Origin of the sequence: Kribbella sp. NPDC026596, from assembly GCF_040638415.1 — a bacterium.
Taxonomy (GTDB): Bacteria; Actinomycetota; Actinomycetes; order Propionibacteriales; family Kribbellaceae; genus Kribbella.
The window spans coordinates 1-14664 of the sequence record NZ_JBEZYF010000007.1 but is presented as its reverse complement, the minus strand read 5'-3'; the positions used below and the strand labels follow the sequence as shown (position 1 = coordinate 14664).

The 14664-nt window shown below is 67.9% G+C and carries 16 protein-coding genes; 13 read left to right on the top strand and 3 right to left on the bottom strand.

Translation table 11 applies throughout. The annotated features are described in order from the left end of the window. Positions 1 to 77 precede the first annotated feature (77 nt). From AB0E63_RS07645 to AB0E63_RS07605, 9 genes are all read left to right on the top strand, one after another. Positions 78 to 779: a DUF969 domain-containing protein gene (locus tag AB0E63_RS07645; RefSeq protein WP_360362906.1), complete on the top strand. Its 702-nt coding sequence runs from the start codon at positions 78 to 80 to the stop codon at positions 777 to 779. After that, positions 776 to 1747, top strand: coding sequence for a DUF979 domain-containing protein (locus AB0E63_RS07640; RefSeq protein ID WP_360362904.1), 972 nt, complete (start codon positions 776 to 778; stop codon positions 1745 to 1747). Before AB0E63_RS07645 ends, AB0E63_RS07640 begins: the two co-directional genes overlap by 4 nt. Positions 1748 to 1757: 10 nt before the next feature. Then, on the top strand, positions 1758 to 2735 hold the full coding sequence (locus AB0E63_RS07635; protein WP_360362902.1) for a DUF2891 domain-containing protein: 978 nt from the start codon (positions 1758 to 1760) through the stop codon (positions 2733 to 2735). A 184-nt stretch (positions 2736 to 2919) separates the two neighbouring features. After that, entirely contained in the window at positions 2920 to 4107 is a 1188-nt protein-coding gene (locus AB0E63_RS07630) for an ROK family transcriptional regulator (protein ID WP_360362900.1), read from the top strand. Between the two features lie 10 nt (positions 4108 to 4117). Then, the gene (locus AB0E63_RS07625; protein WP_360362898.1) at positions 4118 to 5371 is read left to right on the top strand and encodes a 6-phospho-beta-glucosidase; all 1254 of its coding nucleotides are present in this window, start codon (positions 4118 to 4120) and stop codon (positions 5369 to 5371) included. Next, positions 5362 to 6354, top strand: a complete 993-nt coding sequence (locus AB0E63_RS07620) for a BadF/BadG/BcrA/BcrD ATPase family protein (RefSeq protein WP_360362896.1) — start codon at positions 5362 to 5364, stop codon at positions 6352 to 6354. Before AB0E63_RS07625 ends, AB0E63_RS07620 begins: the two co-directional genes overlap by 10 nt. A 54-nt stretch (positions 6355 to 6408) precedes the next feature. Further along, positions 6409 to 6936: a hypothetical protein gene (locus AB0E63_RS07615; RefSeq protein ID WP_360362894.1), complete on the top strand. Its 528-nt coding sequence runs from the start codon at positions 6409 to 6411 to the stop codon at positions 6934 to 6936. Beyond that, entirely contained in the window at positions 6828 to 7211 is a 384-nt protein-coding gene (locus tag AB0E63_RS07610) for an IclR family transcriptional regulator C-terminal domain-containing protein (protein ID WP_360362892.1), read from the top strand. The genes AB0E63_RS07615 and AB0E63_RS07610 overlap by 109 nt, the downstream gene beginning before the upstream one ends. Before the next feature lie 252 nt (positions 7212 to 7463). Then, a complete protein-coding gene (locus tag AB0E63_RS07605; RefSeq protein ID WP_360362890.1) occupies positions 7464 to 7919 on the top strand; it encodes a GNAT family N-acetyltransferase in 456 nt (151 codons plus the stop codon). On the opposite strand, the gene AB0E63_RS07600 is transcribed toward AB0E63_RS07605, so the two are convergent. The 3 genes from AB0E63_RS07600 to AB0E63_RS07590 are packed head-to-tail and all read right to left on the bottom strand — an operon-like array spanning position 7912 to position 11453. Further along, a complete protein-coding gene (locus AB0E63_RS07600; RefSeq protein ID WP_360362889.1) occupies positions 7912 to 8829 on the bottom strand; it encodes a neutral zinc metallopeptidase in 918 nt (305 codons plus the stop codon). The genes AB0E63_RS07605 and AB0E63_RS07600 overlap by 8 nt on opposite strands. Further along, positions 8829 to 10172, bottom strand: a complete 1344-nt coding sequence (locus AB0E63_RS07595; protein ID WP_360362887.1) for a neutral zinc metallopeptidase — start codon at positions 10170 to 10172, stop codon at positions 8829 to 8831. The genes AB0E63_RS07600 and AB0E63_RS07595 overlap by 1 nt, the downstream gene beginning before the upstream one ends. A gap of 24 nt (positions 10173 to 10196) precedes the next feature. After that, a complete protein-coding gene (locus AB0E63_RS07590; protein WP_360362885.1) occupies positions 10197 to 11453 on the bottom strand; it encodes a neutral zinc metallopeptidase in 1257 nt (418 codons plus the stop codon). A gap of 180 nt (positions 11454 to 11633) precedes the next feature. On the opposite strand from AB0E63_RS07590, the gene AB0E63_RS07585 reads away from it, so the two are divergent. The 4 genes from AB0E63_RS07585 to AB0E63_RS07570 all read left to right on the top strand — a co-directional run bounded on the left by AB0E63_RS07585 (position 11634) and on the right by AB0E63_RS07570 (position 14070). Continuing rightward, entirely contained in the window at positions 11634 to 12401 is a 768-nt protein-coding gene (locus tag AB0E63_RS07585; RefSeq protein ID WP_360362883.1) for a glucose 1-dehydrogenase, read from the top strand. Positions 12402 to 12454: 53 nt separating this feature from the next. Next, positions 12455 to 13192, top strand: coding sequence for a methyltransferase domain-containing protein (locus AB0E63_RS07580; protein WP_360362881.1), 738 nt, complete (start codon positions 12455 to 12457; stop codon positions 13190 to 13192). 43 nt (positions 13193 to 13235) lie between these two features. Beyond that, a complete protein-coding gene (locus tag AB0E63_RS07575; RefSeq protein ID WP_360362880.1) occupies positions 13236 to 13658 on the top strand; it encodes a hypothetical protein in 423 nt (140 codons plus the stop codon). Positions 13659 to 13881: 223 nt separating this feature from the next. After that, complete coding sequence (locus AB0E63_RS07570) at positions 13882 to 14070, top strand: hypothetical protein (protein WP_360362878.1); 189 nt, start codon at positions 13882 to 13884, stop codon at positions 14068 to 14070. The last annotated feature ends 594 nt before the right edge of the window (positions 14071 to 14664 follow it).

Below are 14664 nucleotides of genomic sequence, written 5' to 3'. Positions count from 1 at the left end.
TTCGAATGATCCATTGCAGGATCGTTCAACAATCTCTTATGGTGGCCGGACAATCGCGTCCGTCCCCGGGAGGAACCATGTGGGTTCTGCTCGCCATCGCGGTGGTCGTCGTCGGGTTCGCGCTCAGGCTGAACTCGATGCTGGTCGTCACCGCGGCCGGCATCGTCGCCGGCCTGATCGGCGGCCTGTCACCGATCAAGATCCTGAACGCCTTCGGCGACGGTTTCGCCGGCAGCCGTTCCGTCACCGTCTTCATCGTCACCCTGCCCGTGATCGGGCTGATCGAGCGCTACGGCCTGCAGCACCAGGCCCGCAAGCTGATCGGCAAGCTGAAAGTCATGACCACCGGCCGCTTGCTGGCGGTCTACCTGCTGATCCGGCAGGGCACCGCCGCCCTCGGCCTGACCAGCATCGGCGGTCCCGCGCAGGCGGTCCGGCCGCTGATCCACCCGATGGCCGCCGGCGCCGCGGAGCGCCGCTACGGCAAGCTCCCGGACAAACTCCAGGAGAAGATCAAGGGCTTCGCCGCCAGCGCCGACACGGTCGGGCTGTTCTTCGGCGAGGACATCTTCGTTGCGATCGGCTCGATCCTGCTGATCACCGGCTTCGTGGATACGACGTACGGCCTGCACCTGGAGGCGATCGACATCGCGCTCTGGGCGATCCCGACCGGTATCTGCGCGCTGCTCATCCACGGCACCCGGCTCCTGCTGCTGGACCGCCAGATCGACAAGCTGGCCAATGAAGCCAAGGCCGACGCCGAGGAGGTGGCGCGGTGATCAAGGTCGAGTGGTTCTACTGGCTCTGCGGCATCTTCTTCGTCCTGATCGCCCTGCAGGTGGTCAACGACCGCACCAACCCGAAGCGCCTCGGCAGCGCGGCGTTCTGGGGCATCCTCGGTCTGTCCTTCGGCTACGGCACGTTCGTGGTGAACAAGCAAGCTCCGTCCTGGCTGCTCGGCATCGCGGTGATCGGCCTCGCCGTCCTGGCCGGCTCCGGCTTCCCCGGTCGCGGCCACGAGCGGACCACCACCCCGGCCGAGCGAGCCCGCTTCGCCGACCGCTTCGGCAACAAGCTTTTCCTGCCTGCGTTGGTGATCCCGGTCGTCGCGGCCATCTTCGGCGCATGGCTGGCCAAGGTGAAGCTGGGCGACGGCAAGCTCCTGCTCCAGTCCGGCTCCGCGACCATCATCGGCCTCGGCGTCGCCTCGCTGCTGGCGCTCGCGGTCGGCATGGCGCTGCTCCGGCCGAGGTCGCCGGCAGTCCCGCTGCACGAGGGCCGGCGGTTGCTCGAGCACATCGGCTGGGCTGCGATCCTGCCGCAGATGCTGGCGACGCTCGGTCTGCTGTTCAACGCGTCGGGCGTCGGCAAGGCGGTCGGCCGGATCACCGATCACCTGGTGCCGAAGGGCTCGCTGATCGCGGCGGTCGCGCTGTACTGCATCGGCATGGCGGTCTTCACGATCATCATGGGCAACGCGTTCGCCGCGTTCCCGGTGATGACGGCAGCGGTCGGCTGGCCGCTGCTCGTGCAGCAGTTCGACGGTACGCCGGCTGTCGTGTTCGCGATCGGCATGCTGGCCGGTTTCTGCGGCACCCTCTGTACGCCGATGGCCGCCAACTTCAACCTGGTCCCGGCAGCACTCCTGGAAATGAAAGATCAGTACGGACCGATCAAGGCACAGGTCCCGACTGCCGTCCCACTGCTGGCCTGCAACATCGTCCTGATGTACGTGTTCGCCTTCTAGAAGGAGTTCCATGAAGTACGCCGCTGACTGGGCCGCCATCGCCTGCGAGGTGCTCGAAACCCCGTACCCCTACGGATCCGCTCACGCATCGAGCAGCCCGGACGACGTCGACGTGACCCCGGATCGCCTGCACCCGGCCTTCCACGGGTCCTACGACTGGCACTCCAGCGCGCATATGCAGTGGTCCCTGGTCCGGTTGCTCACGCTGGCACCGGACCAGGTCGGCCGTCGCCCGATCGAAGTCCTGGACAGGCGACTCACGACCGAGGCGATTGCGACGGAGGCGGCGTACCTGCGTGACCATCCGTCGTACGAACGCCCGTACGGTTGGGCCTGGGCGGCGATGCTGGTCGCCGCCGCCCACAAGTTGCCTGAGGCAAAGAACTGGGCGGCCGCACTGACCCCGCTCGGTGACGTGATCGCCGACCTCGTCCTCGGCTGGCTGCCGCGCCAGGCCTACCCGGTCCGGCACGGCGTCCACCTCAACACCGCCTTCGCCCTGGCTCTTTTGCACGAGGCGTACGACGACCTTCAGCGGCCGGACGTGGTCGACGCGATCCGCGGCCGCGCGCTCGAGTGGTTCGGCGGCGACACGGCGTACGACACGCGGTTCGAACCGTCCGGCACCGACTTCCTGTCGCCGGCGCTGACCGAGGCGGAGCTGATGCGCCGCGTGCTTCCGGCCGACGAGTTCGCCACCTGGCTGACCGCGTTCCTCCCCGGTCTCGGGGGCGACGCGCACCAGCACCTGCTGGAGCTGCCCGTCACCGACGACTCCGGCGACGGTCAGCTGGCGCACCTGTCCGGTCTGGCGCTGTCACGAGCCTGGCAGCTCCGTAGGATCGCCCCAGCCCTGCCCGAGGTCGCCGACAAGCTCAGAGCAGGCGCTGACCGTCAGATCGAGGCAGTCCTGCCGACGGTGACCGGCGGAGACTTCATGTCGACGCACTGGCTGGTGTCGTTCGCCCTTCTGGCCGATCAGGCGTAGACACTCCGGTCCAGCTCCGCCACAGCTGGGCGTACCGGCCGCCTTCCAACCCTAACCCAACCTGACTGATTGACACCCCGGTCAGCCCGCCGTACGGTCTCGCGTTAATAGGAAACTTTCCTAACAGTCCTTGCGACCAGCGAGTTGACTGCACGGATGCGGCGGAGGGAGGCAGGGTTAGCTCATGGCAACAACACCCGGAACGCCGCGCCTGCTCCGCGCGATGAACGACCGCGCCGCCCTCGACCTGCTGCTCAGCCAGGGTCCGCTGTCCCGCACCACTCTCGGGAACCTGACCGGCCTGTCGAAACCGACCGCATCGCAGCTGCTCGCGCGGCTCGAGGCAGCCGGCCTGGTCCGGGCCAGCGGCACCAGCGCCGGCCGCCCGGGCCCGAACGCGCAGCTGTACGAGATCAACGGCGGGATCGCGTACGTCGCCGGCCTCGACGTCACGCCGGCCCGGATCCGCGCGGCCGTCGCGGACCTCACCGGCAACGTCCTCGGCACCTACGAGCTGCCCACCCCGGGTCGCAGCGCCAAGGGCACCGTGGATCGCGTGCTCAAGGCACTCGACGGCGCGGTCGGCGAAGCGGGCCTGAACCGGGAGCGGCTGCGTCGCGTCTCGATCGGCACCCCGGGTGGCTTCGACCCGACGACCGGCCGCCTGCGGTACGCGACCCACCTGCCCGGCTGGCATTCGCCCCATCTGCTCGACGAGCTGTCCGCGGCGATCGCCGTACCGCTCGAGGTGGAGAACGACGTCAACCTGGCTGCCGTCGCCGAACAGCAGGTCGGCCACGCCCGGGACACCGACAACTTCGTGCTGCTGTGGGGCGAGGAGGGCATCGGCGCGGCGGTCGTGATCAACGGCCGGCTGCACCGCGGCGCGACCGGCGGTGCCGGCGAGGTCGCGTTCCTGCCCCTGCCCGGTACGCCGCTGGTCCGCAACGTCAGCCGGAACAACGCCGGCGGATTCCAGGAGCTCGCCGGCGGCGAACCCGTGCTCCAACTGGCTCGTGAGCACGGCCTGAAGGCCCGGACCCCGGAGGCCGCGCTCGCGATCGCGCTGGAGACCGAGGGCGCCGGCGACGCCGTACTCGCCGAGTTCGCGCACCGGCTGGCCGTCGGTCTGGCCGCGATCGTCGCGGTCGTCGACCCCGAGCTGATCGTGCTGGCCGGCGGGGTGATCACGGCCGGTGGCGAGCGCCTGCGCGGCCTGGTCCAGGACGAGCTCGCCGATCTCGCCGTACCCCGGCCGCGGTTGCTGATGACGGCACTCGGCACCGACCCCGTGCTCGCCGGAGCACTCCAGTCCGCCCTGAGCACCACCCGCGACGAAGTGTTCGACACAGCAGGTCCACCAATCCCCTAGGAGTCAAAGGGTGAAACTCACAGTCGTTGGTGGCGGATCCACCTACACGCCCGAACTCGTCGACGGCTTTGCCCGGCTGAGCGACACGCTCCCGGTGTCAGAGCTGGTCCTCGTCGATCCAGCGGCCGACCGGCTCGAGCTGGTCGGCGGTCTGGCGAGTCGGATCTTCGCAAAACAAGGTCATCCCGGCCGGGTGATCACCACGTCCGATGTCGACGCTGGGATCGACGGTGCGGACGCCGTACTGCTGCAGCTGCGGGTCGGTGGGCAGGCCGCCCGCAACGAGGACGAGACGTGGCCGCTGGAGTGCGGATGCGTCGGTCAGGAGACGACGGGGGCCGGTGGTCTGGCGAAGGCGCTCCGGACGGTTCCCGTCGTACTGGACATCGCCGAGCGGGTACGGCGTACCAACCCGGACGCATGGATCATCGACTTCACCAATCCGGTCGGGATCGTGACACGGGCTCTGCTGTCGCACGGCCACAAGGCGGTCGGGTTGTGCAACGTGGCCATCGGGTTCCAGAGGCAGTTCGCCCGGCTGCTCGGGGTCACGCCGGAGGAAGTGTCGCTGGACCACGTCGGACTCAATCACTTGACCTGGGAGCGCGCTGTTCGCGTCAACGGCGAGGACATGCTGCCGAAGCTGCTGTCCGAGCACCTGGACGAGCTGTCCGACGAGCTGTTCCTGCCGCCCGACGTGGTGCGGCAGTTGGGCGTCGTACCGTCGTACTACCTGCGCTACTACTACGCGCACGACCAGGTCGTGCAAGAGCTGCTGACCAAGCCGTCACGTGCGGCTGAGGTGGCTGCGCTCGAGAAGCAGTTGCTGGACATGTACGCCGACCCGTTGCTTGACGAGAAGCCCGCACTGCTGGAGCAACGCGGCGGGGCGTACTACTCCGAGGCCGCCGTGGCACTCGCGTCGTCGCTGCTGAACAACACCGGCGATGTGCAGGTGGTGAACACCCTCAACAACGGCACGTTCCCCTTCCTGCCCGACGATGCTGTCATTGAGGTGCCGGCGACGGTCGGCGCCGAGGGTGCGACACCCGAGCCGGTGACCGCCCTAGAGCCCTTGTACGCCGGTCTGGTCGCACATGTGACGGCGTACGAGAACCTGGCGCTGGAGGCTGCGGTGAAGGGTGGATCGGAGCGGGTGTTCGAGGCACTGCTGGCGCATCCGCTGGTCGGGCAGATCTCCATCGCGCGGGAGCTGACGGACAAGCTGCTGGCGCACAACCGTGCCTATCTGCCATGGGCGTGATCGTCCCCGGAGGCGTGCTCGCCTTCGACGCGGGGAACAGCAAGACGGACGTGGCCCTGGTGGCTGCGGACGGAAGGGTCCTTGGCAGAGCGCGCGGTGGCGGGTTCGAGCCGCAGAAGGTCGGACCCGATGCGGCGGTGGCTGAGTTGGAGCCGCTGGTCCGCGCCGCGGCGGTGGAAGCCGGCTTGCGGCTGGGTGAGGTGCCGTTGGCGCAGCAGATCTCGGCGTGCCTGGCGAACGCGGACCTGCCGATCGAGGAGGAGTGGCTGACCGCAGCCTTCGAGGCCCGGGGCTGGGCGGAGTCGGTATACGTCACCAACGACACTTTCGCCTTGCTGCGTTCGGGTGTGGACGAGCCGCGCGGTGTTGCGGTGGTGTGCGGTGCGGGGATCAACTGCTCCGGTCTGCTGCCAGACGGGCGGACGGCTCGGTTCCCGGCGCTGGGCAAGCTGACCGGCGATTGGGGTGGTGGGGCGCAGTTGGCCGAGGAAGCGTTCTACTCCGCGTCCCGGGCCGACGATGGTCGTGGCCCCGCAACCGCGCTGCTCACCGCGCTTCCGGCGTACTTCGGTTTGCCGTCGCTGACTGCGGTGATCGAGGCGTTCCACTTCGGCTCGTTGGCGGTCGAGCGTCAACTGGAGGCGGTGCCTGTGCTGTTCCAGGTCGCGGCGGCTGGGGATGTCGTTGCCCTTGGCATCATTCAGCTGCAGGCGGAGGAGATCGTCGCGATGGCGGTGAGTGCGCTGCGGCGGCTCGAGCTGCTGGGTGAGCCGGTGACCGTGGTGCTCGGTGGCGGCGTACTCACGGGTGGGCACTCGGTGCTGATCGATCGCGTCGTACGGTTGCTGGCGGAGGTGGCGCCGAAGGCGGTGCCGCGGGTGGTCGACGTACCGCCTGTTGTCGGTGCGGCGCTGTTGGGGCTGGATCGCACAGCGGCCGAGGCAGGGGCTCAGGCCCGGCTGCGGGCCGCGTTCGCTCCCTGACCTGCTGCGTGAGATCTCTTGAAAGGGGGTCTGTAGGGGTGTAATCATGATTACATGAGTACAAACGCAGAGCAGGAGAAGGTGCGCGGGTGGCTGACCGGCCGGCTGCCGGGTGAGTGGTTCGAGGGCGAGCCGGAGCTGGCCATCGACCGGGACGAGATCCTGATCGTCGGCCGGATCCCCGCGCCGGAGCAGGCCGACGACGTGAGCGCCGCCGAGCGGTCGGCGGCCGAGGACGGCCGGATCAAGCAGTTCCGCGAGGACACCCGGGAGCGCCGGATCGAGATCGCCCGCGAGCTCGAGCACGCCACCCGCCGGAAGGTCGCCTGGGGCATCCGGTGCGGCGAGACCAGGACGATCTTCACGTCGCTGTCCGCGCCCGTGATGACCCGCCTCCGCCAGCCCGAACGCCAGGTCCTCGATACCCTCGTCGACGCCGGCGTTGCCCGCTCCCGCAGCGACGCCCTCGGCTGGTGCGTCAAGCTGGTAGCCCAACACAGCGAAACCTGGCTGACCGACCTCCGCGAAGCCATGACAAAGGTAGAAGACGTCCGCCGCACCGGCCCCGACACCCAAGCCTGACCCACGTCACACCTGCTCTCGCCGCGGTGATCAAGCAGACCCGCGCCGACGGCTACGCGATCACCATCGGCGAACGTGAACAAGGCGCCTCCGGTCTCTCGGTTCCCGTCTTCAAAGCCAACGGCGAGCTGGCCGGCTGCCTCACCATCAGCGGCCCCACCATCCGCATGCCCCTGGACCGCTGCCTCGACTGGCTGGACCTGCTGGTCGAGTCCGCCGAACAAGCCACCCGCCTCCTAGGCGGCCGCTTCCCCACCACCGCCACCACCCTCTAAACGGGCGGCATCCGCGAGGATGCCGCCCGTCAGATTGTTGGTTGTCACTGCCCTTGCCAGTTGCCGTTTTCCGGGGTGATGCCGTTGGACCAGTGGTGTCCAGTATGACCCTTACCCTTGGTTGCGCGCGGCAAACAATCCTCTCAGGCGTGTGCCACAACGAAAACTGTTTGCATAAGGCAATGACCGTTGCGGTACGACGGTCGTTACCCCGGCTGCTGAACCGCTTCAGCCAGTTGAGATGCTGTGGTCATGACCGATGTCGTGATCCGCCGTGTCACCGCCGCCGATGTCGCCGGGATCGTCCAGATGATCGCCGACGACCAGCTCGGCGCGACGCGTGAGTCGGTCGACGACCTGACGCCGTACCTGAAGGCCTTCGAGCTCATCGACACCGACCCGAACCAGGTCCTCGTCGTTGCGGAACGCGACGACGAGGTGATCGGCACGCTCCAGCTCACGATCATCCCCGGCCTGTCCCGCCGCGGCTCGTCGCGCGGCCTGATCGAAGCCGTCCGCGTCGCCGCCCCGGCCCGCGGCTCCGGTCTCGGTACGACGCTCATCCAGTGGGCGATCGACGAGTCCCGTACTCGCGGCTGCACCCTGGTCCAACTCACGTCGGACAAGACCCGCAGCGACGCCCACCGCTTCTACGACCGCCTGGGTTTCACCAACTCCCACGAGGGTTTCAAGCTCAAGCTCAGCTGACCCGCTTGGCCGGCGCGGCGAAGGTGTTGCAGGAGGCTGGGTCGATCGAGGCGAAGGCGCGGTTCGTCCAGTAGGCGTGGTTCGCGCCGGAGCCGTGATCGCGGAAGGTGGTTTGGTTGTAGTCGTCACCGTCATGCCGGACGATGTCCTGCCAGATGGCGAGGCGGCGGCCGGTGAGCTGGAAGGTGCGATTGTTGGCGCCCAGGAACGCGGCACCCAGACAGCTCGCCTGCAGTTCCATCCGCCGTTCGTCCTCCAGCAGGCCGGTTGTCGTCTGAGAGCGGTAGTACCAAGTGAGGATGCCGACAGACTGCTGGACGTGGTGACCGTACTCATGCGACAGCGTCAGCTGGAAGTCGATCAGCCCTCGGACCGGGTTGTCCGGATCGAGATAGGGCTCCCACTCGAAGCAGATCTTCCCGGTCTGCCCGCTCTGGTGGTAGAAGGCGATGGCCTCCTTGGGTGGGTCCGCACACTCGGGAGTGGCTGACAGGTTGCGCAGGCTGTAGGCAAAGACCTCAGGCGCCACGAAGTACGCGTCGGAGCGCTCGACCACTGGCGCCCAGGCTTTGTCCATGCAAGTGACGAGCACCCGGGCGTACCGAAGCATCCCCGCCTTGGACGTCAGATCCGGCCGCGGCAGTACGCACCGCACCGCCGGCACCTTCCCCGCCGTGTAGAGCTTGCTCGTCAGTACGCCGAGGGAGGGATCGATCCAGACCGGCTCGGGAGGCTTCGCGACGGGCGTGGTCGGCACGGCTGACGGCGTAGGCGTCGGCTCAGGTGTTGGCGTGGGGAAGATCGTTATCGGCGAAGTATCCGCCACCGTGGGCTGTTCGCAGGCTCCGGTGAGTGATGCAGCCAGTACGGCGACGACCGCGAGACCCGCGCTCTTCGCCGTACTCGACATCAGCTCACCTTTGCGGCCGGGGCGCTGAAGGTGTTGCAGGAAGCCGGGCTGGTGGATTTGAAGGCGGGACCGGCCCAGACCCACTGGCTCTTACGCGAACCGTGGTCACGGATCTTCTTCGGGTTGTACTCGTCGCCGCTGTGCTGGGTCTCCCACTCCCACACGTGCAGCTTCTCGCCACTCAGGCCGAGCGCCTTCTTGTTCGCGCCGAGGAAGACCGCGCCGAAGCAGGTCGCCTGCAGTTCGCGCCGGCGGGCCCACTCCAGCTTCATCGACTTGGACTTCGTCCAGCCTTCGCGGGAGAAGGAGGCGGTGATCATCTCCGTCATCTGCTGCACGTGGTGGCCGTACTCGTGGGCCAGCGTGTCGAGCATCCAGACCCGGGCTCCCAGGGGGTCGTCCTTGAAGTTCTCCAGATCGTTCTTCCAGCTGATGTTGATGCTTTCGTCGTCGCTGCAGTAGTACGCCGTGTCCGCCTCACCGGTGCAGTCGTCCTCGGTGGTCGCCTGGCTGCTCTGCAGAACCACCTTCGGGGGCCGGAAGTCGTACCCGGCCTTGGTCACCACCGGCTGCCACGCCTTGTTCAGGCAGGGCAGGAGAGCCTTGTAGTAGTTGAGGATCGCGGACTGCGAGTTCGGCTTGATGGCCGGCTCTTTGCAGTTGACCGCGGGCAGCTTGCCGACGGCGTAGATCTTGTTCTTCTGCAGGCGGACCATGTCGGGAATCGACGGGACCGTGACGGTGTACGTAGGGTCTGGTGGGATCGGGAGGGGGGCTTCGGACTTCTTGATCGAGGGGCGGGCCAGGGGGTTGTCGACCTGGCTGCCGTAGGAGTCGATCATTTTGAAGCCGGCGACGGTGGCCCCGGTGAGCAGGATCAGGATCAGGGCGGAGAGGCCGGCGATGACGGCCTTCGAGTAGTGGCGTGGTGGTTTGACCGGCGGCGGTTCGGCGGAGAACTGCGCGCCGGCGCGGGACGGGTTCGAGTGCCAGCCGACGCGGGATCCGCCATGACGACGGGTTCTGGTCAGCGGTGTCAGCGGGGCACCGGTGAGCGGCGCCACGGGAGGTCCGCTGTACTCGCTGACCGCGTTGGGGTCGACAGGGAGCGGACGGGCTTTGCGCCGCAGACTCTCGTCGCGCGTCGCGAGGTCACGGGCCTTGCCGAGGCCGAGGGGCTGCTGACGGTTCGCGGTGAGCGGGCGCGCCGCAGTCAGGTCGCTGTCGGTCAGGACATCGCCGGAGCCGCCGGGCAGGAAGTGTCCAGGCCGAGGATTGGCGCTCCCCGCCGTACCCGCTCCGGCGGTGGGTGAGGAACCGGTGTCGGCGTCGTCCTCAGGCATCGGTCGTCCTCATCGTCGTCTCCGTCAGCTGACCTTGGCGGGTGCTGCCACGAAAGTGTTGCAGGTGGCGGGATCGCTGCCGGCGAAGCCCTGGTTCATCCACAGGGTCAGGCTCTTGGCGGAGCCGTGGTCGCGGACCTTGTCCTTGGAGTGCTCGTCGCCGCCGTGCTGGATCAGCCAGGTCCACTGGTGCAGCAGCTCACCGCGCAACGGGAAGGTCGCCTTGGCCGCGCCGAAGAAGACGGCGGAGAAGCAGTTCGCCTGCAGCGCGGCTCGGCGGTCCTGCTCCAACTGCCCGGCCGTGTTCGCCGCGGTGTCGCGCAGGTTGTCGGAGGACTCGAAGATCCCGGCCAGGTTCTGCACGTGGGCGCCGTACACGAAGCCGAGCGACATGGCCATCTCGACGCGGGACGCCGCCTTGTGCTTCGGGTACTCGTCCATCAGATCCTGCCACGGCATGGTGACGCTGCCGCCCTGCTCGTCCTGGCAGTACTGCGCGACCGTCTTCTGGACGCCGCACGCCGTCTCCTGGCCCTCGTCGAAGACGATCAGCCGCGGCGACCGGAACTCGAACCCGGCCTTCTCGACGATCGGCTTCCACGCCTTGTCCATACAGGCGATCAGGGCCTGGTAGTAGGAGCGGACGTTCTCCTTCGAGGTCGGCCGGAACGCGGGTTCCTGGCACTTGACTACGGGCAGCTTGCCGGCCGTGTAGAGCGGGTTCTTCGCGACCACGTCGGCATCCGTCGTCGCCTTGGCACCCGGTGCGGTGGTCGTGGGCTCGCCGGGTGACCGGACCGACGGCGATCCCATCGGGTTGGCGACGAAGTCGTCGTACGACGAGAGCACCTTGGCGGCGAACGCAACCCCGCCGCCGACGATCACGAGCGCCCCGACGACGCTCGCAGCGACCAGGGCCTTGGACCGCTTCTTCGGGACGAACGGGATCGGGTCCGGGTGGAAGACGGCCCGGTACGCCGCTGCCGCCGGGTCATCGGGTGGCGGCGGACCCAGGCGCGACCCGGCCAGGCCAGGACGCTTCGGGTCGATCCGGGTGCCCTTCAGTTGCGGCGGCGTAGGCGGCGCCTCGCCTCCGAGCCGCGGCGTCGGAGCGGTCAGCGGCGTGGAGCCGCCGTCACCCAGCCGCGGCGTTGCCGCGGTCCCGTCCGCGCCCACCCGCGGCGCCGCGATCCCCGGCTGAGACTCGTCCCCTCTGGCACCCTGCTCACCTTCGCCGCCCGGCAGAAAGTGACCAGGCTTCGGCGCCGGCTTGTCCGCCATGAATTCCCCGCTTCTCCCCAGTACCGGATTCACCGGTCCACCCACTGACAATCGGGATGCCCCGGTCCCGAACCAACGGGATGCTAAGCCCTGACCCACCCTTGCGGAAACCGCTTTGCAGCTATTGACATCGTTTCGCTACCCGTTCCCGTCGGGAAGTTACTTCGAGTAAGGAGTCACATGAACGTCCTGGAATCCTTCGCCCTCAAGGGCAAACGGGCCCTGATCACCGGAGGAAACCGCGGTCTCGGCCGTGCGTTCGCCCTCGCTCTGGCCGAGGCCGGCGCGGACGTCGCGATCACCGCCCGCGACGCCGACCGGAACGCGACGGTCGTCGGTGAGATCGAGGCCCGCGGCCGGCGCGGATTTGCGGTGCAGGCCGATATCACCGATCCGGACGACGTACGCCGCCTCGTCGCCGACGTGACCGGGGAGTTCGGCGGGATCGACATCCTGGTGAACAACGCCGGGATCGCGATCCACCGGCCGTCGCTCGACGTACCGCCGGAGGAATGGCAGCAGGTGCTGGACCTCAACCTGACCGCGCTGTGGAACTGCAGTACGGCGGTGGCTCGCGGGATGATCGACGCGGGCGGCGGCGTGATCGTGAACGTCGGCAGCATGTCCGCGCAGATCGTCAACCGGCCGCAGTGGCAGGCGTCGTACAACGCGTCCAAGGCCGCCGTCCACCACCTGACCCGCAGCCTCGCCGCCGAGTGGGCGCCGTACGGGATCCGCGTGAACGCCCTGGCCCCCGGCTATGTGAAGACCGACATGTCCCCGGTCGACCAGCCCGAGTTCCAGCAACACTGGATCCTCGACGCCCCCCAACAGCGCTACGCCACCCCCGAAGAAATCGCCCCCTCCGTCATCTACCTAGCCAGCCCCGCCTCCTCCTTCATGACCGGCGCCGTCCTCCTCATCGACGGCGGCTACTCGGTCTACTAACCGCGGGCGAAAATGCCAGGCACGTCTGGTTTCTGCGCGGCTAGGGTGAGGCAATGGTCGAGTTGAAGCGGGACGCGTATCCGCGGTCGAATGGGTATGACGCCGAGTGGGTGCTGGCCGGCGATATGGGGCCGCATCCGTTGTGGCTGTTAGAGGATCTCGCCCGGGATCTCGACCTACGGCCGGGGATGCGCGTGCTCGACCTCGGGTCCGGGAAGGGTGCGACGTCGGTCTTCCTCGCGAAGGAGTACGGCGTCCAGGTGTGGGCCGCGGATCTGTGGATCGACCCGACCGACGCGGCCACCGCCATCGCGTCGCAGGGTGTGGACGGGATCGTGACGGTGAAGGCGGAGGCGCACACGTTGCCGTTCGCGCTGGGGTTCTTCGACGCGATCGTGTGCATCGACGCCTACGAGTACTTCGGGACCGCGGACAACTACCTCGCCTACATCACCAGCTTCCTCAAGCCTGGTGGGCAGCTCGGCGTCGCCACCCCCGCGCTGCGGCAGGAGATCCGCGACCTCGGCTACATCCCCGACCACATCAAGAAGATGGTCGGCTGGGAGGCGCTCGCCTGGCACACCGCGGACTGGTGGCGGTTCCAGTGGGAGATCACCGAGCTCGTCGAGGTCACCGCGGCGCGACTGCAGGAGTCCGGCTGGGCGGACTGGCTTGCCTGGTCGCAGGCCCTCTCGGAGCACCGGGGTGAACGCGACGGCGCCCTCGACATGCTCGAGGCCGACCAGGGCGAGTTCCTCACCTTCGCCATGCTCGCGGCGCGCAAACCCTAGACCGCCTGTCGCCCGACGGCCCTGGTTGAGGGATGCTGGGGGCATGAGCTGGGCTGTGTACGCGATGCGAGGACCAGGAGGCGTACGCCGCCTCGACGACATTCCGGACGGATACGAACCACCATCGGTCGGTACGACGGCCGACGTGGTGGCCGTGGTCCGCGAACTGGTACCGGACGTGGACGCGAGCAAGCCGTCCTGGCTGGCGCTGCGAAGTCCGGAGTACGACGTCGAGATGACCATCGGCAAGGGCGTCGAGGTCCGCGACATCACGTTCTACCTGAACGACGGCCCGCGCTCGATCCCGATCGTGATGGAGATCAGCAGCCGCCTCGGCGTCACGCCGTACGACACCGAGTCCGGCGACTTCCTCACCGAGGAGTCCCGGCCGCCGGTCCCGCCGCCGATGACCGACGACGAGATCAAGATGAACAAGCCGAAGTGGTGGAAGTTCGGCCGCAAGTAACTCCGGCACGCTGTTGTCGAGGTACTGACGCGTGCGTTACGACCGAGTCGGTCGTCACGGCCATGCGTCAGGTGCTGGCCGAGACCGACGAGGTCTTCGGGGCAGCCGAGACTCCGGCGGAAGCGGTCGACGCGATGGTCGCCTCGGTCGTACGACGGCACCGACCCGATGTCCCTGCTGTTCGTCGAGGCCTACCTGGCCGCCACTCGGGACGAGCAACTGCGTGAGCAGCTCGCGGCGTTGGTGGCCGACTTCCGGGGCCGGTTGGAGGACCTTCTGCGGCTCCGCGAAGTGCCCGAGCCGGCCGACTGCCGACGTACTCGCGGCCACCGTCGACGGACTGCTCCTGCACCGGGGCCTCGGCTCGCGCGGCACGGGCACAGCGACCGTCCTGCGCAGGCTCGTCACCTGAGGAGGAACACGCGAGCAGTCATCTGCGCCGCCGGAATCACCACCATGACTAATCAGCCTGACGGGGTGCGGGTTGGGCTGGCGGATGGATCGACGCTGAACGCGAATCTGCTGATAGGTGCCGATGGCATCCATTCCGCCGTACGCCACATGGTCTTCGGGTCCTCGTCTGTGGGATGGGCGGAAAGCAGAAGGTCGGCGGCTCGGCCGCCCGATGGTTCCCGGTGAGCATCAAGCAGGACGCGGCCCACCCGAGGCTGAGGCAAGCCCCCAGGAAATGACTCGGCGCCAAGGGCGAGGGAAGCCGATTGACGGCCGGCTGAGGACCGCTCAGAGGCCGATCACACCTCCAGGTCGTCGGCGAGTACCGCGGCCTGCCCGCATGACCTCAGCCACAAGCTGAGGTCGACCGGCACTTGGCGCATCATCGACTGACGCGGTTCCCTTGTGGACAAGGGATTTGAAGGCTCATCACTCTGCGCATACAATAGAACACATGTCCTGCATCTCTGCTTGAGTGCAGTAGGGTTTGAGGGTGTCGGCGAGTCAACGCCCGGTCGGCGGGGTGGATTACCCGCGGACCTACCAAGAGTTC

Excerpts from the sequence above, each read along its gene's own strand:
- AB0E63_RS07645 (WP_360362906.1), top strand. The coding sequence starts at position 78 with ATGTGGGTTCTGCTCGCCATCGCGGTGGTCGTCGTCGGGTTCGCGCTC.
- AB0E63_RS07635 (WP_360362902.1), top strand. The coding sequence starts at position 1,758 with ATGAAGTACGCCGCTGACTGGGCCGCCATCGCCTGCGAGGTGCTCGAA.
- AB0E63_RS07630 (WP_360362900.1), top strand. The coding sequence starts at position 2,920 with ATGGCAACAACACCCGGAACGCCGCGCCTGCTCCGCGCGATGAACGAC.
- AB0E63_RS07620 (WP_360362896.1), top strand. The coding sequence starts at position 5,362 with ATGGGCGTGATCGTCCCCGGAGGCGTGCTCGCCTTCGACGCGGGGAAC.
- AB0E63_RS07615 (WP_360362894.1), top strand. The coding sequence starts at position 6,409 with ATGAGTACAAACGCAGAGCAGGAGAAGGTGCGCGGGTGGCTGACCGGC.
- AB0E63_RS07605 (WP_360362890.1), top strand. The coding sequence starts at position 7,464 with ATGACCGATGTCGTGATCCGCCGTGTCACCGCCGCCGATGTCGCCGGG.
- AB0E63_RS07600 (WP_360362889.1), bottom strand. The coding sequence starts at position 8,829 with ATGTCGAGTACGGCGAAGAGCGCGGGTCTCGCGGTCGTCGCCGTACTG.
- AB0E63_RS07595 (WP_360362887.1), bottom strand. The coding sequence starts at position 10,172 with ATGCCTGAGGACGACGCCGACACCGGTTCCTCACCCACCGCCGGAGCG.
- AB0E63_RS07590 (WP_360362885.1), bottom strand. The coding sequence starts at position 11,453 with ATGGCGGACAAGCCGGCGCCGAAGCCTGGTCACTTTCTGCCGGGCGGC.
- AB0E63_RS07585 (WP_360362883.1), top strand. The coding sequence starts at position 11,634 with ATGAACGTCCTGGAATCCTTCGCCCTCAAGGGCAAACGGGCCCTGATC.
- AB0E63_RS07580 (WP_360362881.1), top strand. The coding sequence starts at position 12,455 with ATGGTCGAGTTGAAGCGGGACGCGTATCCGCGGTCGAATGGGTATGAC.
- AB0E63_RS07575 (WP_360362880.1), top strand. The coding sequence starts at position 13,236 with ATGAGCTGGGCTGTGTACGCGATGCGAGGACCAGGAGGCGTACGCCGC.